At 63.8% G+C, this 23,429-nt stretch carries 27 protein-coding genes; 17 read left to right on the plus strand and 10 right to left on the minus strand.

Going from position 1 to position 23,429, the window contains the following annotated elements; translation table 11 throughout:
* Positions 1–34: 34 nt before the first annotated feature.
* Positions 35–310, plus strand: coding sequence for a hypothetical protein (locus tag VEZ38_RS14655; protein WP_324894659.1), 276 nt, complete (start codon positions 35–37; stop codon positions 308–310).
* 68 nt (positions 311–378) lie between these two features.
* On the opposite strand, the gene VEZ38_RS20645 is transcribed toward VEZ38_RS14655, so the two are convergent.
* Complete coding sequence (locus tag VEZ38_RS20645; RefSeq protein WP_414694724.1) at positions 379–567, minus strand: stalk domain-containing protein; 189 nt, start codon at positions 565–567, stop codon at positions 379–381.
* A gap of 68 nt (positions 568–635) precedes the next feature.
* On the opposite strand from VEZ38_RS20645, the gene VEZ38_RS14660 reads away from it, so the two are divergent.
* Complete coding sequence (locus VEZ38_RS14660) at positions 636–1,628, plus strand: Gfo/Idh/MocA family oxidoreductase (RefSeq protein ID WP_324894661.1); 993 nt, start codon at positions 636–638, stop codon at positions 1,626–1,628.
* A 122-nt stretch (positions 1,629–1,750) separates the two neighbouring features.
* Here VEZ38_RS14660 and VEZ38_RS14665 read toward each other — a convergent pair whose 3' ends face one another.
* The gene (locus tag VEZ38_RS14665; RefSeq protein WP_324894663.1) at positions 1,751–2,371 is read right to left on the minus strand and encodes an alpha/beta hydrolase; all 621 of its coding nucleotides are present in this window, start codon (positions 2,369–2,371) and stop codon (positions 1,751–1,753) included.
* A 114-nt stretch (positions 2,372–2,485) separates the two neighbouring features.
* On the opposite strand from VEZ38_RS14665, the gene VEZ38_RS14670 reads away from it, so the two are divergent.
* A complete protein-coding gene (locus tag VEZ38_RS14670; RefSeq protein ID WP_324894665.1) occupies positions 2,486–2,686 on the plus strand; it encodes a hypothetical protein in 201 nt (66 codons plus the stop codon).
* Positions 2,687–2,750: 64 nt separating this feature from the next.
* Here VEZ38_RS14670 and namA read toward each other — a convergent pair whose 3' ends face one another.
* Positions 2,751–3,770: an NADPH dehydrogenase NamA gene (namA, locus tag VEZ38_RS14675; RefSeq protein ID WP_324894667.1), complete on the minus strand. Its 1,020-nt coding sequence runs from the start codon at positions 3,768–3,770 to the stop codon at positions 2,751–2,753.
* A 108-nt stretch (positions 3,771–3,878) separates the two neighbouring features.
* Here namA and VEZ38_RS14680 point away from each other — a divergent pair, with 108 nt between their 5' ends.
* Positions 3,879–5,543 (plus strand): diguanylate cyclase, encoded by a 1,665-nt coding sequence (locus VEZ38_RS14680; protein ID WP_324894669.1) that lies wholly within the window; start codon positions 3,879–3,881, stop codon positions 5,541–5,543.
* Between the two features lie 61 nt (positions 5,544–5,604).
* The gene (locus tag VEZ38_RS14685) at positions 5,605–7,149 is read left to right on the plus strand and encodes an FGGY-family carbohydrate kinase (RefSeq protein WP_324894671.1); all 1,545 of its coding nucleotides are present in this window, start codon (positions 5,605–5,607) and stop codon (positions 7,147–7,149) included.
* A 75-nt stretch (positions 7,150–7,224) separates the two neighbouring features.
* On the opposite strand, the gene thpR is transcribed toward VEZ38_RS14685, so the two are convergent.
* Positions 7,225–7,794, minus strand: a complete 570-nt coding sequence (gene thpR / locus VEZ38_RS14690) for an RNA 2',3'-cyclic phosphodiesterase (protein WP_324894673.1) — start codon at positions 7,792–7,794, stop codon at positions 7,225–7,227.
* A 257-nt stretch (positions 7,795–8,051) separates the two neighbouring features.
* Here thpR and VEZ38_RS14695 point away from each other — a divergent pair, with 257 nt between their 5' ends.
* On the plus strand, positions 8,052–8,615 hold the full coding sequence (locus VEZ38_RS14695; protein ID WP_324894708.1) for a sigma-70 family RNA polymerase sigma factor: 564 nt from the start codon (positions 8,052–8,054) through the stop codon (positions 8,613–8,615).
* Here the strand turns inward: VEZ38_RS14695 and VEZ38_RS14700 are convergent.
* Positions 8,530–8,964, minus strand: a complete 435-nt coding sequence (locus tag VEZ38_RS14700; protein ID WP_324894675.1) for a helix-turn-helix transcriptional regulator — start codon at positions 8,962–8,964, stop codon at positions 8,530–8,532. The genes VEZ38_RS14695 and VEZ38_RS14700 overlap by 86 nt on opposite strands.
* Before the next feature lie 146 nt (positions 8,965–9,110).
* Here VEZ38_RS14700 and VEZ38_RS14705 point away from each other — a divergent pair, with 146 nt between their 5' ends.
* Positions 9,111–9,338 carry a helix-turn-helix transcriptional regulator gene (locus tag VEZ38_RS14705; RefSeq protein ID WP_324894677.1) on the plus strand — a complete coding sequence of 76 codons (228 nt, stop codon included), beginning with the start codon at positions 9,111–9,113 and terminating at the stop codon, positions 9,336–9,338.
* A 206-nt stretch (positions 9,339–9,544) separates the two neighbouring features.
* Here VEZ38_RS14705 and VEZ38_RS14710 read toward each other — a convergent pair whose 3' ends face one another.
* A complete protein-coding gene (locus VEZ38_RS14710) occupies positions 9,545–9,859 on the minus strand; it encodes an HNH endonuclease (protein WP_324894679.1) in 315 nt (104 codons plus the stop codon).
* A gap of 200 nt (positions 9,860–10,059) precedes the next feature.
* On the opposite strand from VEZ38_RS14710, the gene VEZ38_RS14715 reads away from it, so the two are divergent.
* From VEZ38_RS14715 to mnmH, 4 genes are all read left to right on the plus strand, one after another.
* Positions 10,060–10,734: a tetratricopeptide repeat protein gene (locus VEZ38_RS14715; protein ID WP_324894681.1), complete on the plus strand. Its 675-nt coding sequence runs from the start codon at positions 10,060–10,062 to the stop codon at positions 10,732–10,734.
* 169 nt (positions 10,735–10,903) lie between these two features.
* Positions 10,904–11,368, plus strand: coding sequence for a DUF86 domain-containing protein (locus tag VEZ38_RS14720; RefSeq protein ID WP_324894683.1), 465 nt, complete (start codon positions 10,904–10,906; stop codon positions 11,366–11,368).
* Positions 11,369–11,409: 41 nt separating this feature from the next.
* Positions 11,410–12,474: a selenide, water dikinase SelD gene (gene selD, locus VEZ38_RS14725; protein ID WP_324894685.1), complete on the plus strand. Its 1,065-nt coding sequence runs from the start codon at positions 11,410–11,412 to the stop codon at positions 12,472–12,474.
* A 6-nt stretch (positions 12,475–12,480) separates the two neighbouring features.
* Entirely contained in the window at positions 12,481–13,527 is a 1,047-nt protein-coding gene (gene mnmH, locus VEZ38_RS14730; protein ID WP_324894687.1) for a tRNA 2-selenouridine(34) synthase MnmH, read from the plus strand.
* 26 nt (positions 13,528–13,553) lie between these two features.
* Here mnmH and VEZ38_RS14735 read toward each other — a convergent pair whose 3' ends face one another.
* Together VEZ38_RS14735 and VEZ38_RS14740 are read right to left on the minus strand one after the other, a co-directional pair.
* Entirely contained in the window at positions 13,554–14,651 is a 1,098-nt protein-coding gene (locus tag VEZ38_RS14735; protein ID WP_324894688.1) for a phosphodiester glycosidase family protein, read from the minus strand.
* A 239-nt stretch (positions 14,652–14,890) separates the two neighbouring features.
* Entirely contained in the window at positions 14,891–16,699 is a 1,809-nt protein-coding gene (locus VEZ38_RS14740; RefSeq protein WP_324894690.1) for a putative bifunctional diguanylate cyclase/phosphodiesterase, read from the minus strand.
* Between the two features lie 227 nt (positions 16,700–16,926).
* Here VEZ38_RS14740 and racE point away from each other — a divergent pair, with 227 nt between their 5' ends.
* From racE to VEZ38_RS14760, 4 genes are read left to right on the plus strand one after another with little or no spacing between them, the layout of a single operon-like run.
* The gene (racE, locus tag VEZ38_RS14745) at positions 16,927–17,736 is read left to right on the plus strand and encodes a glutamate racemase (RefSeq protein WP_324894710.1); all 810 of its coding nucleotides are present in this window, start codon (positions 16,927–16,929) and stop codon (positions 17,734–17,736) included.
* Between the two features lie 23 nt (positions 17,737–17,759).
* Positions 17,760–18,680, plus strand: coding sequence for a M14 family metallocarboxypeptidase (locus VEZ38_RS14750; RefSeq protein WP_324894692.1), 921 nt, complete (start codon positions 17,760–17,762; stop codon positions 18,678–18,680).
* A gap of 53 nt (positions 18,681–18,733) precedes the next feature.
* A complete protein-coding gene (locus VEZ38_RS14755; RefSeq protein ID WP_324894694.1) occupies positions 18,734–18,976 on the plus strand; it encodes a hypothetical protein in 243 nt (80 codons plus the stop codon).
* A 7-nt stretch (positions 18,977–18,983) separates the two neighbouring features.
* Entirely contained in the window at positions 18,984–19,286 is a 303-nt protein-coding gene (locus VEZ38_RS14760) for an iron-sulfur cluster assembly accessory protein (RefSeq protein ID WP_324894696.1), read from the plus strand.
* Here the strand turns inward: VEZ38_RS14760 and VEZ38_RS14765 are convergent.
* Positions 19,249–20,322, minus strand: coding sequence for a YheC/YheD family protein (locus VEZ38_RS14765; RefSeq protein WP_324894698.1), 1,074 nt, complete (start codon positions 20,320–20,322; stop codon positions 19,249–19,251). The genes VEZ38_RS14760 and VEZ38_RS14765 overlap by 38 nt on opposite strands.
* A gap of 112 nt (positions 20,323–20,434) precedes the next feature.
* On the opposite strand from VEZ38_RS14765, the gene VEZ38_RS14770 reads away from it, so the two are divergent.
* Positions 20,435–21,076 carry an O-methyltransferase gene (locus VEZ38_RS14770; RefSeq protein ID WP_324894700.1) on the plus strand — a complete coding sequence of 214 codons (642 nt, stop codon included), beginning with the start codon at positions 20,435–20,437 and terminating at the stop codon, positions 21,074–21,076.
* A 10-nt stretch (positions 21,077–21,086) separates the two neighbouring features.
* Here VEZ38_RS14770 and VEZ38_RS14775 read toward each other — a convergent pair whose 3' ends face one another.
* Positions 21,087–22,298 carry an MFS transporter gene (locus VEZ38_RS14775; RefSeq protein WP_324894702.1) on the minus strand — a complete coding sequence of 404 codons (1,212 nt, stop codon included), beginning with the start codon at positions 22,296–22,298 and terminating at the stop codon, positions 21,087–21,089.
* Positions 22,299–22,439: 141 nt separating this feature from the next.
* Here VEZ38_RS14775 and VEZ38_RS14780 point away from each other — a divergent pair, with 141 nt between their 5' ends.
* Positions 22,440–23,219, plus strand: coding sequence for a spore coat protein (locus VEZ38_RS14780; RefSeq protein ID WP_324894704.1), 780 nt, complete (start codon positions 22,440–22,442; stop codon positions 23,217–23,219).
* Positions 23,220–23,429: the final 210 nt, after the last annotated feature.

The following is a 23,429-nucleotide window of genomic DNA, read 5'->3' on the forward strand; positions in this document are numbered from 1 at the left end:
TATTTCCTACCGGGGAGGAAGTGGGGGCGCGCCGATGAAAACGTACCTGATCGTCTCGCAAAGCTTGTACGCGTTGTCGTTAGCCGCTTGGCTCGTCATCTGGGGATTGTCGTTCATGGCGTTCGACAATGGCTTCGCCTTCTGGAACACCGCGTTCGTCATCGCCATCACCTTATATCCGGTTGCCATTGTCGTCTGCTCGATCCTTGCCTGGGCGATTCGAAAACGCAAGCGCCAGGCGGCCGTGCTCGTGAACCTGGTACCGCTGCTGTGGGTTTTCGCATTCGCGATTTTCATGTGGACGGTCTGACGCATCCGAAAGAAGTGAGGCCGCCCCCGGGCAGACTGTTCGCTGCCGAGGGCGGCCTCTCCCGCACGTTATGGACTTTCGATCATCACGGTTCGCGTCGCTTCGTCCCAGCCGACGGTCGCGCCGTTTGACGACGGCGACGGGGTTGTCGATTTGCAGACGACCTCGCTCCCTCCGCGGGTCGCGGCGACGGTGCTCGTGGCCGCGTCCCATTCGATGTCGGCGCCGAGCGAGGTGAAGATCGCCCGAAGCGGCAGAAGGTTGTGAGCGCTTCATCGCTCGCTTATGATAGGAAGACGAGAACGAACGTAAGGGAGACGGGATGATGGGGAAACCATGGAGCATCGGCGTCATCGGACCCGGGTTGATATGGCACGCGACGCATAAGAAGGTACTGCAGAGCATGCCCGAGCGAGCGCGGGTCGCCGCATTCGCGGCGCGCCGTCCGGAAACCCGGGCGAAGGCCGCGGCCGACGCGCCGGAAGCGGCGGTGTACGAGGATTACAGGGAGCTCCTGCGATCGAGCGACGTCGACGCGGTCGCGGTGCTCACGCCGATTCCGTTGAACGCGCCGGTGACGATCCAAGCGCTGGAGGCGGGAAAGCACGTTCTCGTCGAGAAACCGATGGGGACGTCGCTGGCGGAGGCGGCCGCGATTCGGGAGGCGGAGCGAAAGAGCGGGCGGGTCGTCTGCGTCTTGGAGCAGGTGCGATACGCGGAAGGACTGATCCAGGCGAGGCGGCTGATCGAAGAAGGACGGATCGGTCGAGTCGTCTCGTACGATCGAGTCGCGCACTTTCGGTTCGCGCCCGACTCGCCGGGGGGCTTCGGGGGCACCGATTGGCGGATCGACCCGAGCTACCCGCTCGGTACGTTGTTCGACGGGGGAATTCACGACATAAGCGAGCTCTCGTATTTGTTCGGTCCGGCGGCGGAAGTGTATGCCCGCGGCACCAAGCTGAGAGAAACTTATGGGGAGTACGACCACGTGCTTCTGACGCTGACGCATGAGAGCGGCGTTGTAGGCAGCTATGGGCACTCCGGCGCGATGCCGTCCGACCGCAATTATTTCTACATTCGCGGAACGAAGGGCATATTGCGCTATACGCGGTCGTCGATCGAAATCGAAGGCGACGAGCCGGCATCGATTCCCGTCGCGGCTGCGAACGCGAACGCGCGCATGTGGGAGCACGCGTTGGACGCGCTCGAAGGACGGCCGACGGCGATGTTCTACGGCGCCGAAGCGGCCGAGCGCGACGTCGCGGCGCTCGAAGCGGCGGCGGCGTCGCTTCGGACGGGCAAGGCCGTTCGGCTATAGGCGGGAGTCGGGAGTCGGGAGAAAGCGAGCCGTAAACCAAGGAAACAGCCGTCCGAGGCGACTCGGCGGCTGTTTCCGGTTGGCGCGGGCTTTCAAGGAAACGGCGTCCGCGTCTGCGTCGTTCAGCGCGGATCGCCCGCCGGTAACGCGCGGTACCACGCGGCGGCCGCTTCGACCTCCGGCTTCGTCAGCTGGTGGCCTTGCGACTCCCAATGCAGCGTCACCTCGGCCCCCGCCGCTTCGAGCAGCGAGCCGAGCTCTTCGGTCTCGCGCTTCTCGATGAGCGGGTCGTTCGTCCCCGCCCCGATGAATACGGGCAGCCCGTCGAGCCGGGGGAGCGGGACGTTGCGCCGCGGCACCATCGGGTGGAACATGACGGCAGCAAGCAGCGCGTCTTCGTGGTGGAAAAGCAAGCTGCCGGCGATGTTCGCGCCGTTGGAATAGCCGACGGCGACGACGCGCTCCCGCGCGAAGCCGTATTGCAAAGACGCGTCGTGGAGAAAATTATGCAGCTCTTGCGTGCGGAAGACGAGGTCCGCTTCGTCGAAGACGCCTTCCGCGATGCGGCGGAAGAAGCGGGGCATGCCGTTCTCGAGCACGTTGCCGCGCACGCTTAGGACGGCCGCTTGCGGGTCGATCATCGCCGCGAGCGGCAGCAGGCTCTCCTCGTTGCCTCCCGTGCCGTGCAGCAGCAGGAGCACGGGCTTCGTCTCGTCGGCGCCCTGGCGGTATATATGCTTCATTGCGCGAACTCCCTTCGAATTAAAGATATTCGATTGTCGAACATAATGTATCATAACCCGTTCTCCGAGGCAATCTGTAAGTAGCTTTCGGCAGGAAGGGAGTGACAATCTGACATGGCGAAACGTAACGACCCGGCGGACGAGGCGCTGCTCGCATCGTACGATGACGTCGCATCCGGCGAGGACGGCGGCGAAGCCGGCGCGGCCGAGACGCGCGAGCAAGTATCCGACGCCTACGTGTCCGGCGGCAACGAGCGTACGTTCCTTCGGAACGGCAAGGATCTCGGAAAGAACGACGGCTATCGGCCCACGTAACGCACGCGGACCGGTCTCCCGGGGCAGCCCTCCGGAAGGCCGGTCCGCCTTCGCGTTAGCGGCTTTAGGCCCAGCCTCTCGCGTATTGCCTCGGCACCGGCGCCTCGGCGCGAAGCGCCTTGGCCGCGTGCAGCGGCCAGTACGGATTGCGCAGCAGCTCCCGGCCGAGGAAGACGAAGTCCGCCCTACCCGCACGCACGAGATGCTCCGCGAATTCCGGCTCGGCGATCAGGCCGACCGCGCCGACGGCGATGTCCGCTTCCCGGCGGATGCGCTCGGCGTACGGCACTTGGTAGCCGGGGTACGCGTCGACGCGGGCAGGCACGACGCCGCCGGTGCTGCAGTCGATCAAGTCGACGCCGAGCGCCTTCGCCCGACGCGCATACCAGACGAAGTCCTCCATCGCGTTCCCGCCCTCCGCGTACTCGTCGAGCGACAGCCGAAGGAACAGCGGCCCGTCCCACGCTTCGCGCACCGACTGAATCGTCTCGCCGAGCATCCGAAAGCGACCTTCCCGCCCGCCGCCGTAACGGTCGTCCCGCCGGTTGGCCAGCGGGGAGAGAAATTCGTTCAATAAATAGCCGTGGGCGGCATGAATCTCGACGACGTCGAAGCCGGCTCGCTTGGCACGGGCGGCGCCTTCCCGGAACGCGGCGACCGCCGCCGCGACGTCCGCCTCGCTCATCGCCACGGGGGTCCGGTATCCGTCTGCGAACGGGACGGCGGACGGAGCGAGCGCGCGGCCTACGGCTTGGGATTTGCGGCCGGCGTGCGCGAGCTGGATGCCGACCTTCGCGCCGGCGTCCCGGCATGCGGCCGCGACGTCGCGGAGGCCGTCGATGTGCTCGTCGGACCAGATGCCGAGATCCTCGTCCGAGATGCGCCCCTCCGGCGCGACGGCGGTCGCTTCGGTAAGCACGAGGCCGACGCCGCCGACCGCCCGGCTGGCATAATGAGCCACATGCCACGGCGTCGCCTTGCCGTCCTTCGCGAAGCAGCTGTACATACACATCGGGGACATCGCGACGCGGTTGCGAAACGACACCCCGCGAATGTCGGCGGGGGCGAACAAATAAGACGACAACGGGAACACCTCCTTTATTAATTTTCACATAAAAAAAGGGAAAACGCGAAATGGAAGCGAATATATAGTTTTGGTTAAAAAGACCTATCTACCGTAAGGAGCTCCCCCATGGATCAGACGTTTAACGGGATTGATTTCCTCTCGGCCCTCGTTTTACTGTTTCTCTTTCTTTATGTATTATTCACCAACGAAATTCGCCAGCTGCATAAGGTATATATAGCGTTCCATCTCGCCATGATGATGTGGCCGTTCGGCATGTTTTCCCTGTCGATGACGACGGATCAGACGTACCAGTGGTCTTACGTGAACCTAGCCTTCGTCGGCATCTCGTTCCTCGGATACGGATGGCTCATCTTCTCGTTGATGCTGACCCGCGGCTTGCACCGGATGAGGAAGGCGGGGTATTTGCTGCTCGGCTTGCCGGCGCTCGCCGCGGCGGTGCTCATTACGCTCAATCCGCTGCACGGGCTGTTCGCGACGACGTCCTCGACGTGGCTTGCGGAGCGAGCGTACGGGCCCGTCTTTTATTATCTTGCGGGCATGAGCGTGTTGTATTTGATGCTTGGCAGCGCCGTCATGGTGCGAACCTTGGTGAAGACGAAGGATTTCGCGTTCCGCCGGCAGATCGTGCTGTTTCTGCTCGGGCAGTCGTTCATGCTGACGCTTGCGCTGCTCGATACGGTCCTCACGTCGACCCCGTGGTTTCCGGAGTACGCCCATGTCGAAGGGCTGACGTCGCTCGGCATCGTCTTCTCGGACATCTGCTTCGTGATCGCCATTCGGAAAAACAACGCCTTTCGCATTATCTCGATCGCGCTCCGGGAAGTGGTCGACAGCATGGATACCGGCATCGCCATTATCGACGACCGGCACGTCGTGCTCGATCGCAACGCGGTGGCGGGTCGATTTTTTCCGCTTGTCCCCGGACAGCCGTTTCCGATCGAGGCCTTGGTCGAGGGGGCGCTCGAGCCGTCCTTCGGACGAGGTTTCTTAAGCGCGTACTTCCACGATCCCGGGCGGTTTCTGCAGACGGAAGTGCTCGTGCGCGACCCGTCGCCGATCCACGTCGCCGTGAAAATTACGCCGATCTACAGCGACAACGGCGCGTACGTCGGCCGGATCGTCACGATGCAGGACGTCACGGAATGGCGCAGGCTCGTGCACGAGCTCAACGATCGGAACGAGGACTTGACGGTGCGCAACAGCGAGCTTACGCTCATGCAGGAGGAGCTGTCGCTCGCCAATCGGAAGCTGGAGCTGCTGGCGACGACGGATTCCTTGACGGGATGTTATAATCGGAGATACCTGTATCAAATGCTCGAATACCAGATCGCGGTCGAGCAGCGGTATCGGGTGCCGTTTTCGATCCTGTTGTTCGACGTAGACCACTTCAAGCAAATTAACGACACGTACGGGCATCATATCGGGGACGAGGTGCTGCGTCATACGGCGACGCTCATCCGCGCGCGCTTGCGCGAGAGCGATATTTTCGCCCGATACGGCGGCGAAGAGTTTACGATTTATTTGCCTCACACCGAAAAGCGGGACGCGCACCGGCTCGCGGAGCAGCTGCGGCATATCGTCGAGTCGCAGGTCGTTCGGACGGACCGGGGCGACATACAAATTACGATCAGCATGGGAATGATCAGCGTGGAAGGCGACGGCTACGGGGACGCGAATCCGAAGGAATTCCTCGTGGACCTGATGCGCAAGGCGGACGCCGCGTTGTACGAGGCGAAGGAAGGCGGGCGCAATCGCGTCGTCGTCGCCTGACCCTCGCGCGTTCGGCATCTCGGTCTTCCCCTGCTGGAAGAGACGAAACGGGAGGATTTCCTTGACAACGACACAAGTCACGATTGGCATCGATATCGGCACGACGAACAGCAAGGTGGGCGTATTCGGGGAGGACGGGCGGCAGCTTAGCGTCGTCAGCCGGCCGACGGAGACGCTGCGCGACGAGAAGCTCGGCATCGCGTATTACGACCCGGAGCGGATGTGGCGGACGCTGTATTCGGCGTTGACGGAGGCGCTGACCCCGCTCGGGGACGTCGCGGTGGCGTCGATCGGCATCGCGTCGATGGCGGAGAGCGGCCTCGTCGTCGAACGATCGACCGGCGCGCCGCGTTCGCCGTTCCTCCCTTGGTTCGACACATGCTCGGAGCCGCAGGCGGCGCTCATCCGGGAGGAATCGGACCCCTTCGAACGGTTCGTCGCCTCGGGGCTGCACGGCAGCTTTAAGCTGGGGCTTGCGAAAATTTTATGGATCCGGGATCACATACCCGGCGCTTTGAGCGGCGGCGATCCGGTGTGGTTGTCTGCGTCGAGCTGGATCGCGTACCGGCTTACGGGGCGCATGGCGTTCGACGACTCGCTGGCGGCGCGCACCTACGCCTACCGGATCGACCGGCGGGAGTGGGATGCGCCGTGGGTGCGCCACTTCGACCTGCCCGCCGGCTTGTTCCCGGAGTCGGTTCCGGGCGGCCAGCCGATCGGGGCGCTGCTGCCGGAGCTTCGCGCCGGGGGATTGACCGCGTCGACGCAAGTGGCGATCGCCGGTCACGATCACGTCGCTGCGGCGCTCGCCGTCGGCGCGATTCGGCCGGGCGAAGTATATGACTCTATGGGAACGGCGGAGACGCTCGTCGGTACGCTGGAAGCGCGTCCGCTTACGCGGGACGACTATGAGGCGGGGCTGTCGTTCGGCGTGCATATCGCGCCGGGCCGTTATTTTTGGATGGGCGGGCAGTCGTCCTCCGGCGGGTCGGTCGAGTGGCTGCGCGAGCTGCTCGGCGATCCGGCGTTGTCGTACGAGCAGCTGCTGGCGCTGTGCGACGCCGCGCGGCCGGGACCGACAGGGGTGCTGTATTTTCCTTATTTGGCGGGCAGCGGCGCGCCGATGCCGGATTCGGCGTCGCGGGCGTCGTTCGTCGGCCTTGCGAAGTCGCACGGCAAGGCGGACGTGCTGAAGGCGGCGCTCGAGGGAACGGCCTATCAGCTCGAGATGATGAAACGCAGCGCGGAACGGCTCGCCGGCGGTCCGATCGAGCGGCTGCTCGTCGTCGGCGGAGGCACGCGCAACCCGCTGTGGCTGTCCGTGAAGGCGGACATCACGGGCTGCGAGCTGATGCTTCCCGGCGTTCCGGAAGCGTCGCTGCTCGGCGCGGCGCTCGCCGCCGGCATCGGCGCGGGCGTATACGCGGACGCCGAAGAAGCGGTCGCGGCGGCGTCGACCGGCCTCGCCGCGAGCGGCATCGAGCCGCGCACGATCGCGCCGGACGCGGCTCGCGCCGCGGCCTACCGCACGCTTTACGAGCGCGGCTTCGCGCCGCTGCAAGCGCCGCTACGCGCCTTCTTCGCGGCGGCGGCCGCCGCGCGGTAACGCGCTTCGCGCCAAAGCCGCGGCGGGGGTGAGGCTTCGCTCCCGGCTTGCCCGCCCGATGGGACCGCGACCGGTTCAGACGAGCGGGTGACGCTCGAGCGCCTCGTATGCGGGACGCCGGCCGAAATGCGTCCGATAGAGGACAAGCGCGTCGACGCGCCAGACGACGGGGGCGGGGGCCGCCCCGGCGAGCCGCTCCGCATGGGCGGCGAACGGCTCGTCGCCGCGGTACTGGCGGGCGACGGTAATGTGTGGCCGGAACGGCCGGGCGTCGCGCGCGATGCCGCAGACGGCCGCCGCGCGGTCGACGCGCTCCTGCAGCGTACGCAGCGCCGCCGTCCCGCCGCCGTCGACGCCGCACCATAGGATGGAAGGCGCGCCGCCGCGGCCGAACGTGTCGAAGCCGCCGAGCGCCAGCTCGAACGGAGCAAGCCCGGGCAGGGCGTCGCGGACGGGCCCCGCGAGTTGCTCCTGCAGCGAAGGGTCGACGTCGCCGATAAACTTTACGGTGACGTGGTAGTCGGCCGGATGCGTCCAGCGGGCGAAGGACGTCGTCCGCCGAAGCGCGCCGCAAGCGGTCTCGAGCGCGTCCCTCGCCGCTTCGCTCAGCGCCGCGGCGTAAAACAAACGAATGGGTGAAGTCATCGTCCAGCTCCGTTCGGGTGGTTTTGTAACACAACTGTAATCTTGCGTACATCTTCATTTAACACAGGTCGATTATAGTAAGGATGACCCCCTTTTTGATAATATATTCTATCGAAAGCCTACGGCTCGCTGCCGTAGGCCATTTTCTTTTTTAAGCAAAATTTCGCTAGCCATTGGTAGATTCAAATGGTAAAATTTTCATAGATCTCTAAAAGATCGGATGTCGTCGCAAGAAACGGGAGTGAAGGCAGTTGTCGGTGTCGGAAGCCGCGCTCGGTCGTCTGGTGACATTATACGAGTCACGCGTCTATCGGACGGCGTACGCGATGGTCAAGGATCCGTATCTCGCGCAGGACGTGACGCAGGAAACTTTCTTGAAGGCGTATCGGCATCTGGGGTCCGTGAAGGACGAGCGCCGCGCGGGTGCATGGCTGAGGAAAATCGCGACGAACGCCGCGATCGACCTGCTTCGCAGGCGCCGATGCTGGAACGGCATTCCGACGGAGAACGAAACGCTCGCATGCCTTTGCGGCGCGTCGGCCGAAGGCGTGGAGGAGGAAGTGTGCAGAAGGCTCGGCGCGGAGGCGCTTCGGGGCTGCGTCGATCGGCTGCCGGCGACGTATCGGGAAGTCGTGCGGCTGAAAATCGAATGCGGGTGGAAGGACGCGGACGTCGCCCGGCGTATCGGCGTCTCGGTCGGCACGGTGAAATCGCGGTTTCACCGGGCGAAAGGGCTCATTCGGAGCCGGATGAACGGTTTGCCTTCCATAAGCGAAACATCTCCAGGGAATTTCGGAGATGGGTCGCTTCCTCTTCGGTGAGCGGCTCGACCCGTCCGTCCCAGATCGCGGCGTAATAAGGAGCCGCGGATTCGCGCAGCGCATCGCGGAGCGGCCCGTTCCCGGGCGCGGGCTCGTCCCCGTCCGCGGAAGCGCCTGTCTGCGAAGAGGATGCGCCCGAAGCGGACGCGCCCGAAGCGTCGCGGCCGAGCAAGTAATCGACGCTGACGCCGAACAGTTCGGCGAACCGCAGCAGCGCGTCCATGTCGGGACGGCGGATTTCGTTCTCGTAGCCGGAGATCGTCGATTCCGCCAGCTCGAGCATCTGCCCCAGCTGCTTCATCGTCCAGCCGCGCCGTTTGCGTAACTCTCGAATTTTCGCGCCGTACATGCGCTCACCTCCGCCTTCATTATACTTTGCACAATGCAAAATGTGAATTTTCTCCTAAAAACTATGCGTTACGCATTGAACTGGAATGGGTTTTCGAGTAAAATATGGAGAAACAATGCATTTTGCGAAGGCGGGACGGGGAATCGATGGAAAGCATGCTGAAACGAACGAGAGAGCGGGCCGGAATGACGCTGGAGCATGCGGCCAAACGACTGCGCATCTCGCCCGGCTATCTGCTCCAGATCGAGAACGGGCACCGCGGCGTCGGCGTCCCGAGAGCGGCGCAAATCGCGGAGTTGTACGAGCTAGGGAAGGAAGAACTCTTCGTGCCGATTCGTTTCGCGGCCCGATTCAGTAAAGGAGGGAGCATGTGAACCCGACCCCGATTTGGTTTTGGATCCTCGGCATTATCGTAATCGGCATTTCGGTCGTATTGGAAATTCAGACTCGCAGACGGATGAACAAGGAGAGGAAATAACGACACAGGCCGGTCGGCGTTCCGACGGCGAGCGTACGACGAATGGAAGCAACGCGCATCCCGACGCAGCGGAGAACCCCGCGGCGCTCGGGATGTTTGCGTTCACCGCCGGCTGCGCATGGCGCGCGTCTTCTTCACGCGGGGCACCGCGCTCGGCGGCTGCTTGCGGATCCAACGCAGGTAAGGCGCGAGCCGCTCGTCGGCGCGCAGCGCCTCGAGCGTCGAAAGCCCCGCCGCCAGCTCGGCGTTCGTGAACGTGGCATGGATCGTCTTATGGCAGGCGGCGCACAGGTCGGCGGTGGGCAGGAACGTACCGCCTTTCTCCTTAGGCGTCAGATGATGGACCGTCGTCGCGACGCCCGTCCGGCCGCACAGGGCGCAGACGGAGGGCGGCGGCGGACGATGGGAATCGAACATCGGCGGGGCCTCCTTTTCCCAAAAACATACTAAATCCGACCTCTTTCGGCAAAGCTAGAATGGAACATGCATCCAAGGAGGGGTTCCATGAACACGGTTTGGTATATCGTCGGCGCGCTGCTCGGCTACGCGGCCCATCTGTGGTTGGGGTAAGCCGAATATGATATAATGGCAGCAAAGTGCGAGTAGGGGGAATACCGATGAAACTGGGTTTGCTGTTCGGGTTGCTCTGGCTGTTGCTCGGCAATCCGTTCGTTGCCATCCTCGTGCTTTTGCTGCTATTATACGTTCTGGACCGCAGCTTTCTGGGCTTCTTCCCAAGCTTCCTGAAGCCGCTTCGGCGCAATCGACGGCTGGCAAGGGCGCTGCAGGACATCCGCGAGCGTCCGTTCGACGTCTCGGCGAAACAGGAGGCGGCCCGCCTCTATATGGAGAAGAAGCGTTGGGGGGAAGCGCGGCGCTTGCTGGAGGATATTATGCCCGTAATGGAGCATTCGGCCGAGGTGCGTTGCGATCTCGGCATTTGTCGCGTCAAGACGGGCGACGTGGCGCAGGGCGAGAAGGATCTTGCGGAGGCGCTCGCGATGAATCCGCGGGTGCGGTACGGGGAGCCTTACTTGCGGCTGGCGGAGGCGCTGGCGCCGACGGACGTCGAGCGGGCGGTCGCCGCGCTGCATCGGTTCAAAGAGGCGAACTCGTCGTCGTGCGAGCTGTATTACCGGCTCGGTCGGCTATACGAATCCCTCGGCCGGAAAGCGGACGCGAAGCAGTCGTACCGGGAGGCGGTAGACGTCTACCGGGCATTGCCGAAGTATAAACGGAAATCCGAGCGGCGTTGGGCGCTGCTGTCGGCCGTCCGGAACGCGGCGGGGTAAGACGAAACGGAGGAGTTAGGCATGGGGCGCGACGTATCCGAGGCGATGTTTATTTTGTTGATCGTCGTCTTGACGTTCTTTATTACGGTCGGCGTGCTGAAGCGGAAGGCGCGCAAGAAGCGGGATTCATAACATATTATTTTTCGGAAAACGAGGAGGTCGCCGCATCATGTATTACGTCAATCGGGAACAGATCGACGCGCGGCTGCGCTTCGTGCCGACCGTCGCGCGGGCGCTGCGGGCGCTGGCCGCGGGCGCGGGCGCGGGGAACGGCGCCGCGGCGGACGCGTCGGACGGCGCGCTGCTGACGCATTTCGCGCAGGAGCGGGCGCTGCATCTCGCCATCGAGGCGGTCACCGACGTCGGGAGCTTTCTGATCGACGGCTTTATGATGCGGGACGCGAGCAGCTACGAAGATATCGTCGACATCCTCCGGACGGAAGGCGTATTACCGGACGACGTCGCGGACGGGCTGCGGGCGCTGGTGGCGCTTCGCCGGCCGCTCACGCAGGAATATATGGAGCTGCGGCGCGATGCGCCGCGGGACGATCTCGAGCGGACGGCGGAGCTGCTGGAGACGTTCCCGCCGCTCGTCCGCGCATTCATCGAGAAGGAATTGCAGCCGTTCGCCTAAGCGGCGAGCGGATGCTTTGTCATATAGGGGAGGAACAGCGGATGCAACAAGAACAAACGATAAAGCTGACGTCGCTCTCGACGAAGGGCGGCTGCGGCTGCAAGATCGGTCCCGGCGAATTGTCCGGCATCCTTGCGAGCTTGCCGAAGTCGGAGCGGGATCCGAATTTGCTCGTCGGCACCGAGACGAACGACGACGCCGGCGTGTATAAGTTGACGGACGACCTCGCCCTCGTGCAGACGGTCGATTTCTTTACGCCGATCGTGGACGACCCGTACGCGTTCGGGCAGGTGGCGGCGGCGAACGCGCTGAGCGACGTGTACGCGATGGGCGGGACGCCGAAGACGGTGCTCAACCTCGTCGCGTTCCCGATCGCGAAGCTCGATCCCTCGGTGCTGGCGGACATTCTTCGCGGCGCCGGGGATAAGGTGCGGGAGGCGGGCGCGACGCTCGTCGGCGGCCACTCGATCGACGACAACGAACCGAAATTCGGCTTAGCGGTCACGGGGGTCATTCATCCGGACCGCGTGCTGGCGAATGCGGGCGCGAAGCCCGGCGACCGGCTCCTCCTCACGAAGCCGATCGGCGTCGGCATCTTGACGACCGCCATCAAGCGGGACAAGCTGTCGCCGGAGGAGATCGAACGGGTGACCGCGGTCATGGCGACGCTCAACCGCCGAGCGGCCGAGGTGATGGCCGATTACCCGGTGCACGGCTGTACCGACGTGACCGGCTTCGGACTGCTCGGTCACGCGCTCGAGATGGCGAAGGGCAGCGGCGTCGGCATCGTCATCGATGCCGCGAAGGTGCCGGTGCTGCCGCGCGCGAAGGAGCTGGCCGCCGAGGGCGTTATTCCCGGCGGGACGAAAAACAATTACCGCCACGTCGAGCCGTCGATCGATTTCGCGCCGTCGCTCGACGAGCTCGATCGGTTCATCTTATGCGACGCCGTTACGTCCGGCGGCCTGCTCATCGCCGTCGACGGCGAACGGGCGGAGGCGCTTCATGCGGCGCTTCTCGACGCGGGGGTCGAAGCGGCGCTGATCGGCGCGGCGACGCGCGAGCATCCCGGACGCATCGTCGTCCGGGGCGGAGAGGAAGCGTAGGCCGACTTGGTAGAAGATATTAGCGTAGAACGATTCGTAGAGCTGCTGGGCAAAGGCGATATCGTCCCGGTCGACGTCCGGTCTCCCGGAGAATTCGCCGAGGGCACCGTGCCCGGCAGCGTGAACGTGCCGTTGTTCGATAACGAGGAGCGCGCGGCGATCGGCACGATTTACAAGCAAGTGAGCGTCGAAGCGGCGAAGGAGAAGGGGCTGGAGATCGTCGCGGCGAAGCTGCCGGCGTTCATTCGCGAGCTGCAGGCGCTGCCGGGCCGCAAGGCGTTCTTCTGCTGGCGCGGCGGCATGCGCAGCAAGACGTCGGCCACGCTGCTGTCGATCTTGGCCGGGCGCGTATACCGCATTCAAGGCGGCATCCGGGCGTATCGCAGCTGGGTCGTCGAGACGCTGGAGAACTACGAGCTGAAGACGCCGGTCGTCGTGCTGAACGGCTATACCGGCACGGGAAAGACGAACATCTTGCGGTCGCTCCATGCGAAGGGCTATCCCGTGCTCGACCTCGAGGGGCTGGCCGCGCACCGCGGCTCGATCTTCGGGGGCGTCGGTTTGGAGCCGCGCAATCAGCGCACGTTCGAGGCGCTGCTCGTGCACGAGCTCATCCGGCTGCGGAACGCGCCTTACGTGCTGATGGAGGCGGAGAGCCGCCGGGTCGGCAAGGCGGTGCTGCCGGAGTTTCTCGTCGCGGCGAAGGAGCGGGCGCCGCAGTTATTTCTAGAGCTGCCGGTCGAAGCGCGCGTCACGAACATCGTCGCCGATTACGAGCCGGAGCGGTTTAAGGCGCAATGCGTGGAAGCGTTCGAACGCATCGAGCGGAAAATTCACACGCCCGCGGCGAAGGACATTCGCGACGCGCTGGCGCGGGACGACTTCCGCAGCGCCGTCGTCGGATTGCTGGCGCATTACTACGACCCGCGGTACGAGCACACGATTTCGGAATACGACGCCGAGCGTACCGTCATCCGGGCCGCGACGACGATGGAAGCCGAACGGAAAATCGAAGCTTACCTGAAGAAGGCCTACCCTCTTGCTGCAACGTAAGAGGGCAGGCCTTTTTTTTCCGAGAGTTACCACTTCGCGGGGTCGAACTTGTCCATGTCCAGCCCTTCCCACACGTTGCCGATCCGAGCGAGCGCCGGCTGGCGGAAGACGAGGAAGGCCGTCGGCAAGTAGCGCTCCCCTTCCGTCGTGGCCGGCTTGTTTTCGATGCGAAAGCCGGTCTCGGCATCCCGGGTGACAAGCACCGTCGAGGCGCCGCCGTCCAAATTCGCCGCCACGACGGCGCCGCGATCGAGAAACAGCTGCTGGACGTCGTACAGCGTGGCGCCTACGCTGTGCGTCTGCCGTCCGTCGATGACGGCGAACAAGACGGTGCCGTCCGCCGTCTGCGCCACCGCCGTTCTCGGCGCGAAGCCCCAGCCGTCGTCGTCGCTCTTGACGAGACCTTTGCCGTTCACGATGAGCCTCGGCCGGAACGAGACGGCTTCCTTCACGCCCATGCGGAGAATGTCCTTCAGCGTATATTTGCCGGCGATTATGGACCCTTGCTCCGTGAACCCGACGACGTCGATTTCCTCCTCGGGGGCGGCGTCGCTGTAAAACACCTTCCCGCCCGACAGGACGAGTCCCGTCGGCTTGAAGCCGTTGCCGGTCCAATTCGGATCGGCGAAGCCGCCGCCGTTGACGCCGGCCTCGGCGCCGAGCCGAAGCATCATGCGGCTCACCTTCTCCCCGCGGCCGGCGACGCCCGGGACTCCGATGCGGATGGTGCGCGGGTCGGAGACGACGAGCAGCTTTCCGGACCACCCCTCGCCCGCGATGTCTTCGACGCGGAAGAGCGGAGCGGTCTCCGGCGCGGGGGCGGCGATCGCGGCGAGCGGCGGTCGAACCGGCTGCAGCGTCTCCCGCCCCATGTCGTCGAACCGCCGCTCGTACGCGGCTATCCGCTCCCGCAGCGCCCGCTCCCCGATGACCGCCTTCGCCCATTCGCGGTGCTGCGTCGTAATGATCGTGTCCGCCGCCAAATACCGCAGCCGAGCGCCGGAGGGCGTGCCCCACAGCCATATGGCGGCGGTCAACGCCGCTGCGGCCAGCGCGACGGCGGCGAGCGTCCATCGCCGGCGGGGAAGCCAAGTGAGCGGTGTGGGTGCCACGGGCAAGTCCATTCCTTTCCGTTCCTATCCGGATTCCTAACAGTAGTCCTATGCTGGTCCTATCGACTTCCTATTGTCTACTGACGAAGAGCAGCATGGAAAGTTGCGCGGGCACGCCTTCCGTCATATAGGAAAATTTTGTAAACAAAAAAACTCCCCTTCCTCCGCCGGCGCCCCGATCGGAGCATGCCTTGCTTGGCGGAGAAAGAAGAGGGTTCCCGAATGGCGTTCGTTCCGTTGTCGGCGGGTTCCTACGGCTGTCCGTTCGGCACCGACGTCTTCTCGAGCATCGCTTGGAACTGCTCCGCGGGCAAGGGCTTGCTAAAAATATAGCCCTGCACCTCATTGCAGCCGCGCTCCCGGAGGAAATTCAGCTGTTCCACGGTTTCTACGCCCTCGGCCAAGGACCGCATCTTCATCTGCTGGCTCATGGCGATCAGCGCGGTCACGATCGCCGCGTTGTCCTCGTCGGTCGTGACGTCTCGAATGAAGCTGCGATCGATCTTGAGCGTATGGACGCGGAATCGCTTCAAGTAGCTGAGCGACGAGTACCCCGTGCCGAAGTCGTCGATCGAGATATGCACCCCGATGCGCTTGAGCTCTTCGATCGTCTCCATCACGAAGTTGACGTTCTTCATCGCGACGCTCTCGGTAATTTCCAACGCGAGCCACGCCGGTTCGAGTCCGGTCTCCGCGAGCGTCTCCTGAATCGTAGCGACGAAGTCGGGATGCTGAAACTGCTGCATCGAGATGTTGACGGAGACGCACAGCCGATGGCCCATGTCGTACCAGCGTTTGTTTTGCATGCAAGCGGTGCGAAGCACCCAGTTGCCGATCGGCACGATGACGCCGGTCTCCTCCGCGAGCGGGATGAATTCCCCGGGGGACACGAGCCCGAGCTCGGGATGCTCCCACCGGACCAGCGCCTCCATGCCGAAGATGTTCCCGTCCTCCAAGTTGACGAGCGGCTGATAAAACACGCGGATTTGGTCCCGGCTGAGCGCCTTGCGCAAATGCGTCTCGAGGTGGAGCCGTTCGAGCGAGCGGAAGTTCATGTCCGGGTGATAAAACTCGAACGAATCGCCGCCCTTCTCTTTCGCGCGGTACATCGCCGTGTCCGCATGCTTGATCAGCGTATCCGGATCCATGCCGTCTTCGGGATAAAAGCTGACCCCGATGCTTGCCGTAACGAACAGCTCCTGTCCTTCGTGATCGTACGGCTTGCTGACGACCTTCGCGACCTCGCGGGCGTAATCCGCCGCCTCCGAGCGATCGTTCACGTGCGGGATGAGCCAAATAAACTCGTCGCCGGAAAATCGGGCAAGCGTGTCCTCCGGCCGCGTAATGCTCTGCAGCCGCTTGGCGAGCAACTGCAGCATGCTGTCCCCGACATGGTGGCCGAGCGTGTCGTTAATGACCTTGAACCGATCGAGATCGAAAAAGAGGATGGCGGGCTTTCTTTGGTGCTGGACCGCTTCCTCGAAGCAGGCTTTCACCCGGTCCTGGAACAGCATCCGGTTGGGCAGGTTCGTCAAAGCGTCGTGGAACGCGAGATGGTTGATCTTCGCGTTCGCGCGCCGGCGCTCCTCCGAGAGCTGCATGGCGGTGTAAGAGCGGACGAACAACGGATTGTCGTTCGTCGACGTCAGCTCGGTGAGCAGGTCCGCGAGCGGCTCGCCGTTATCGTCCGTCCGGCTGCGCGCTTCAAGCATCTTCATAATATTCATGACGTGCTGCTTATGAATACGGGCGGCCGTGGCCGATTTCTGCGCGGCGCCGTCGCCTTCGGCGGCGCTGAGCGCGATGCGACCACGATCCGAATCATAGGATACGATCTGATTGACGTTGACGATGTTATGGGTGTCGAGCATGCGGAAGCCGTCTTCGTACAACCATTCCTCGATCGCGTCGAAGCTCAGGTTCAAATAGAATTGATCCGACTTCGTATGTACGAGATAGAGTTTATCTTTAATGAGGTCGATTTTAACGACGTCCGTCGAGTCGATCGTGAAGACGTCGCCTCGCTTCACGTCACGGGTCACCGGCAGTTTCTGTACCACGATATCATCTCCGAGCGAGTGAGGAACCTCTGTATACTTTTTTCATTGTACCAATAATTCTACGTCCTGCGTAATAGTAAACTTGTCCTGTTTTCCCTATTTTTCGACACAATTCTTTCCTATTCTTCCGTACCAGCCCGTTGTGACCGATACGGCGCCGCTCACATATGCTGAATAGCATCGGAGGGACCTATCATATAACAGAGGGAAGCGGTTCAACAGTGACGATTCAACAGGCCATCGCGATTTTGGATTCCGGCGTCGGCGGACTTACGGTCGCCAAAGAAGTGATGCGGCAGCTTCCGCAAGAGAGGGTGTTGTATTTCGGGGATACCGCCCGCGCGCCGTACGGCCCTAGGTCCAAGGAAGAGGTCGTTCGGTTTACCGAGCAGATCGTCGATTACCTGCTGCAGTTCGACCCGAAGATGATCGTCATCGCCTGCAACACCGCGACCGCCGTCGCGATCGAACGGATCCGCGCCCGGGTGTCGGTGCCCGTGCTCGGCGTCATCGCGCCTGGGGCGCGCGCGGCCATTAAACAGACGAAGAACGGCCAAATCGGCGTCATCGGCACGGAAGGGACGATCCGCAGCGGCGCGTACGAGACGGCGCTGCGGCGCATCGCGCCTTACGTGAGGGTCGTCAGCCTGGCTTGCCCCGCGTTCGTCCCTCTCGTAGAGAGGGGGTTGTTTCGCTCGGAGGAGGCGGTCGACGTCGTCTGCGACGCGCTCCGCCCGCTGCGTCGGGAGACGATCGATACGCTCATTCTCGGATGTACGCATTACCCGTTCCTCGCGGACCGCATTCAAGCGTGCATGGGCAAGGGCGTGGCGCTCATTTCGTCGGCGGACCAGACCGCCCGGGATATCAGTACGGTGCTGTACCATAGCGGGCAACTGGCTTCGGCGAGGGAGCTGCCGGTGCATCGATTTTTTTGCAGCGGAGACCCGGCGACGTTCCAATGGATCGCGCAGGAATGGCTGGGAGAACAAATTCAAGTGACGCCAGTCATGTGGCAGGTTCCCAAATTCATCTAAGCGGGAGGAGGGTCATCTTCGGGATGACAACGAGAAGCGGCATCGTGCCTTTCGACGAGACGTTCGGCTTCGGCGCCCTGGAGCGCTGCCTCGACCGGCTTCGGGCGGCGTATCCGGACGCGGAAGTCGCGACGATCGGGCGAAGCGTCTTGGGCAAGCCGATTTATGCGATTCGGGTCGGGCGCGGGCCGGGGCAAGCGTTCCTGAACGCCGCGTTCCACGCGAACGAATGGATTACGAGCCCTCTCGCGCTTCGCTTCGCCGAAGAGGCGCTTGAGGCGCTGCGAAGCGGAGGCGCGCTGCGAGGCGTCGACGCGGCGTCGCTGTTCGAGCGTACGTCGCTGTGGGTGGCGCCGATGGTCAATCCCGACGGGGTCGACCTGGTGGTGAACGGCGCGGCGGCGGCGGGACCGCATCGGGACGACGTGCTTGCCTGGAACGGGGGAAGCGAAGATTTCGCGGGCTGGAAAGCCAATATCCGCGGCGTCGATCTGAACGACCAATTTCCGGCGTACTGGGAGGTCGAGCGCGACCGGCGGGCGGTCGAGGGGCCGGGGCCCCGGGATTATACGGGGGAGGCGCCGCTCACGGAGCCCGAAGCGCAAGCGATCGCCCGCTTTACGGAGGAGCGCGGCTTCGACGTCGTCGTGGCGCTCCATACGCAGGGGCGGGAAATTTATTGGAATTACCGAGACGCGGAGCCGCCGGAGGCGGAGCGAATCGCGGCGCGCATGGCGCGGGCGAGCGGATACGCGGCGATCAAGCTGACGGGGAGCGACGCGGGGTATAAAGATTGGTTCATTCACCGCTGGGGCCGGCCGGGATTCACGATCGAGGCGGGCTTCGGAACGAACCCGCTGCCGCTCGAGCAGCTCCCCGGCATGTACGAGGAGACGGCGGCGATCGCGCTGGAGGCGCTGTTGGCATCGAGGCGGGGCAACTGATACACTAGAGGCATGGTTTCGATTCGCGGCAAGCGAAGGAGCAGTGGATCCCGATGAAGAAGTGGCTCAAGCTGTCGACATGGGTGAGGCTTGTATCCCGGACGTTCACGTATCTTCGTGCGCCAGACATCCCGCTTCGCGAGAAGGCGCTTCTGCTTGTTCCGGCGGCGCTCTATTGGGTGCTGCCGGACGTACTTCCGTACGTGCCGGTGGACGATCTCGCCGTGACGCTGTTGTTGTCGAATTGGTTTTTGCATCGAATCGAGAGCAAATTTCCGCACAAGTCGAAGGAGTAGACGATTCATGAAGTGCAAAATCACCCGCAACGCCGCGAAGGTGCTGCTCAAGGAAATGGAAGGCGAAGAAAACAAAGAATTAAAGCTTCGCGTCTACGTGACGCACGCGCACGGCGACCATGCCCACTACGGGCTCGGATTGGACACGCCGGGCGAGGGCGACGTCGTCGTCGAGACGGACAAGGGCATCGACGTCATTATGAAAGAGGGCGACGCCTTCCTCGACGGCGTGACGATCGACTACCTGTATACGCCGGAGGAAGGCTTCGTCATCACGAATCCGTCCAAAGGGAATCACGGCGATCACTAAGCCACTTGGCATAGCGAATCGGCTGCAGCAGCGCGTCCGCGTAAGCTCTCTCCCCGGAGAGCGCGCGGACGATTTTTTTTCCGGGCTTAATATTAACCTCGATGATCCGTACGGCGCCGCCCCGCTCGACCGCCAGATCGATGCCGAGCTCGACGAAGCGCTTGCCGTACGACCGCTCCAGCTCGCCCGGCAGCTCCGCGGCGATGCGCCCTGCCTCCCCCGCGATCCGCGCCGCCTCGGCTTCGCCGTACATATCGGCGAGGAACGCATCCACCGCCCATACCGCCCCGCCGGACGTGACGTTGGACGCGATGCGCCCGATCCCGCTCTGGCGCACCGCCGCCGCCGTCGTGCGCCAGGCGTCGCCCTCCGCCTTCTGCGCGAGCGCCCGAATGTCGAACACGCCGCCCTTCGGACAGCGAATGTCCATCCAACGCTGCACGATCGCGGCATCGGGACGGAACCGCCGGTCCAGCCGGGCGGCGGCTTCCTTGCGCGTCAATCGCGACGAGGCGCCGCCTTGCTCCTGCCACCGGTATTTCCCCGGCCCTTCGCGGCTGATTTTCACGATCCCCTTGCCTTGCTTGCCGTCGCGGGGCTTTACCATCGCGGCGCCGTACCGATCGGCCATCCGCACCGCCGTTTCGCCCGACCGCATGGATGCGGTCTCCGGGAGGTACGCCGCGTAAGGCGTCCGCAGAAGCCGCTGATGAATGGTCCATTTGTGCCCGAGGGCGTACCCGACGAAGGGAATGCCGCCCGCGGCTTCGGGCGCCTTGACGCGCCTCGCCGCGCGAATCGTCGCCGCGCCGGCGTAGAAGCCCATATCGTGCGCGAGATCGGGCAGCGGGCGGACGCGGCGGCGCCAGCCCCCTCGCTCGTACGCCCACGCGTCGACGCGGCGCCGCCGCAGGTCGACGTCCATCGGCGCGAAGAGCAGCACGCCGTCGAAGCCGAGGCGAAGCGCTTCTTGTGCATACATGTCGTATCGCGCCGGCGTTCCGGCGGCATGCGTCATAATTCCGAGCACGGTCATCGGCATCGGCTCCCCTTTCGTTTTCGCTCTCTGGGATATTTTATGCAACGGCCTGCCATTCGGGTATACTGGTGCAAGCGATACAATGGATGGACGAAGGAGCGTGCGGCGCATGAGAAACGACGATGTGGAACGGTACGTAGAGGCGTTATACGAAGGGAAGGCGGACGCCGCGCTGGAGCGGACGCTCGCGTCGATTCGGGAGAGGGGCATGCCGGACATTTCGGTGAAGCCGGGGTACGGGCGGCTGCTGACGCTGCTGGCCGCGGCGAGCGGCGCCGAGGCGGCGCTCGAGATCGGCGCGCTCGGCGGCTACAGCGGCATCTGTATCGCCCGCGGCCTGCGTCCCGGGGGGACGCTGACGTCGCTCGAGCTGAAAGCGGATTACGCGGAGCTCGCGCAGTTCAACGTGGAGGCGGCGGGCTTCGCGGGCCGCGTCGAGTATCGCGTCGGCGAGGCGCTCGACAGCTTGGCGGCGCTCGAGGCGGAAGGGCGCACGTTCGATTTCTTCTTCATCGACGCGGATAAGGGCAACTACCCGAACTACCTCGATTGGGCGCTGCGGCTCGGCCGCCCCGGCGCGCTCGTCGTCGGGGACAACACGCTGCTGAAGGGCCGCATCGTCGAGGAGGATTCGACGTCGCCGTCGGTGCGCGCGATGCGCGTCTTTAACGAACGGATCGCGGCCGATCCGCGCCTGCAAGGGGTCGTGCTGCCGGCGTACGACGGCCTCGCGATCGCCCGCATCGTGTGACGGCTCCCGGTTATTTCGAGGACGCCGCGCCGCGCCGCGGCTTGCGCAGCGTCGCCCATACCCACGCGGCGTTGAGCAGCAGCATGCCGCAGGCGAAGACAAAGATGCCGCGGATGCCGACCCAGCCCGCGAGCGCGCCGCCCGTCATCGGGCCGAGGATGTTGCCGAGGCTGAGGAAGCTGCTGTTGAAGCCGTAGGCGCGGCTCTCCATGCCGTCCGGCGTGTACGCGCGCAGCAGCGCGTTGACCGACGGCAGCATTCCGCCCATGAACGCGCCGAGCAGGAAACGGCTCGCGACCAGCTGCCAGACGTTGTCGACGAGCGCCTGGGGGATGAACGAAAGGGCGGCGCCGACGAGGCATACGGTGAGCACCTTCTCGTACCCGATGCGGTCGGCGACCCTCCCGAGGATCGGGGACGCCGCCATGTTCGCGAGGCCGGTGACCGAGCCGACGAATCCGGCGTAGAACGCCAGCATCTCCGGGCCGTGCAGCTCCTGCACGAACAGCGGAATGAGAAGCAGCGAGCTCAGCAGCGAGATCTGAATGCCGACCGTGACCGCGAACAGCGCCGGGATTTGCGGCGCCTTCACGAGCCGGCGGAAGCCGGAGGCGAGCGACTCGTTCGCCCCGCTGCGCGACGACGCGGGGACGAACGACTCCTTCACGACGGCCCACGCGAGCAGGCTTGCAACGAACAGCAGCGCGCCGGTAATGTAGAAGATCGGCCGGTAGCCGACCCATTCGGCGAGCACGCCGCCGATGAGCGGGCCGAGAATCGTGCCGGCGACGGCGCCGGATTGCATCGTGCCCATGGCGAAGCCCATGCGCTCCTTCGGGGCCGAAGCGGACATGAGCGCCGTGGCGGCCGGCACGAAGCCCGCGATGAGCCCGTTCAGCACGCGAAGCAGGAGCAACTGCCAGACGCTCGTCGCGAACCCCATGAGCGTCATGACGATCGCCATGCCGAAGCCGGAGCGCAGCAGCATGATCTTCCGGCCGTACCGGTCTGCGAGCCCGCCCCAGAGCGGCTGAGCGAAGAACGACGTCACGAAGTTGGCCGCGAAGATGGCGTTCGCCCACCACGCGACCTGATTCGGATCCGTTACGCCGAGCTCCTCCTGTACGTACAGCGAAATGAACGGGATGATCATCGTCATGCCGGACATGACGAGAAATTGGCCGAACCAGAGGACGGCGAGATTCATTTTCCAACGTTCCAATGGGGGGATTCCTCCGCGTCGAAATCAAGCCTTCTCATTATACACGAAATCGGCTGTGCATAAATTTGCCAATCGAGGGGAAGCGTAGAAGGAGGCGCGCATTCGCGCCATTACGTTGAGAAGATGAAGGAGCTGACCCCCGTGAAATTCGGAGCCCACGAAGTAATGGAAGTCTCGGAAATTTTGAGCGAGAAGCTGAACATGATCAACCATATGGCCTTATACGAGCAAGAAGCTCAAGACGAGCAGCTTCGCTCGACGATTCGCCGTCAGATGGACGCGGCGATCGCCGCCTACGACCAGATGGTCGCTTACACGCATGACTACAGCGCCCGCCAAGGCATGCAGCCGCCGTACCCGCAGCCGAATTCGAGCCTCGAGCGGGTGAAGTACGGCCTGCGCAACCCGCAGCCGATGGCGCCGCAGCGCACGGGCCGCTTCGATGACAATATGATCTCCATCGCGCTGCTGACGGTGCACAAGGCGTCCGCGACGTTCCACATCCAGCGCGGCCTCGAGGTGACGGACCCGTCCCTTCGGACGATGTTCTTGAACGGCGCGATTACGTGCTACAACCAAGCGTACGAAATTTTCCTGCTGATGAACCAGCAAGGCACGTATCAGGTGCCGACGATTCACGATCATACGGCGAAGACGATGCTCCATTCGTTCTTGCCGATGAACAATCAAAGCCTCATGGCGGAAGAAGGCATGAGCGCGGCGCAAATGCAAGGCATGCAGGGCATGCAAGGCGCGATGCAAGGCATGCAGGGCATGCAGGCGGGCGCGCCGTCGCAGGGCCAGCGGATGCAAGGGCAAGGCGCGCAAGCCGGCATGTACGCGTCCGGCGCGAACGGAGCGGGCGCGGGCAACCAGGCGCTGCAGACGCCGCATATGAACGGCCACTATATGAATCAATAGACGCGGGCGAAAGTCGTCGCTTGCGGGCAAGGGAGCGTCCGTCCGGACGCTCCCTTTTTATGTTATAATATCGGAATCGTGAACCGCGGAATAAGGAGTCGGAAGATGAGTCGATCGAGAACGGATGAGATGAAGCGCCGGCGGGCGAGCCGCCGCCGGAAACTGTTGTTATGGAATACGGTGCTGTTGGGCGGCGTCGTCGCCGTCGTC

The organism is Paenibacillus sp., assembly GCF_035645235.1.
In the GTDB taxonomy this organism is placed as follows: Bacteria; Bacillota; Bacilli; order Paenibacillales; family YIM-B00363; genus Paenibacillus_AE.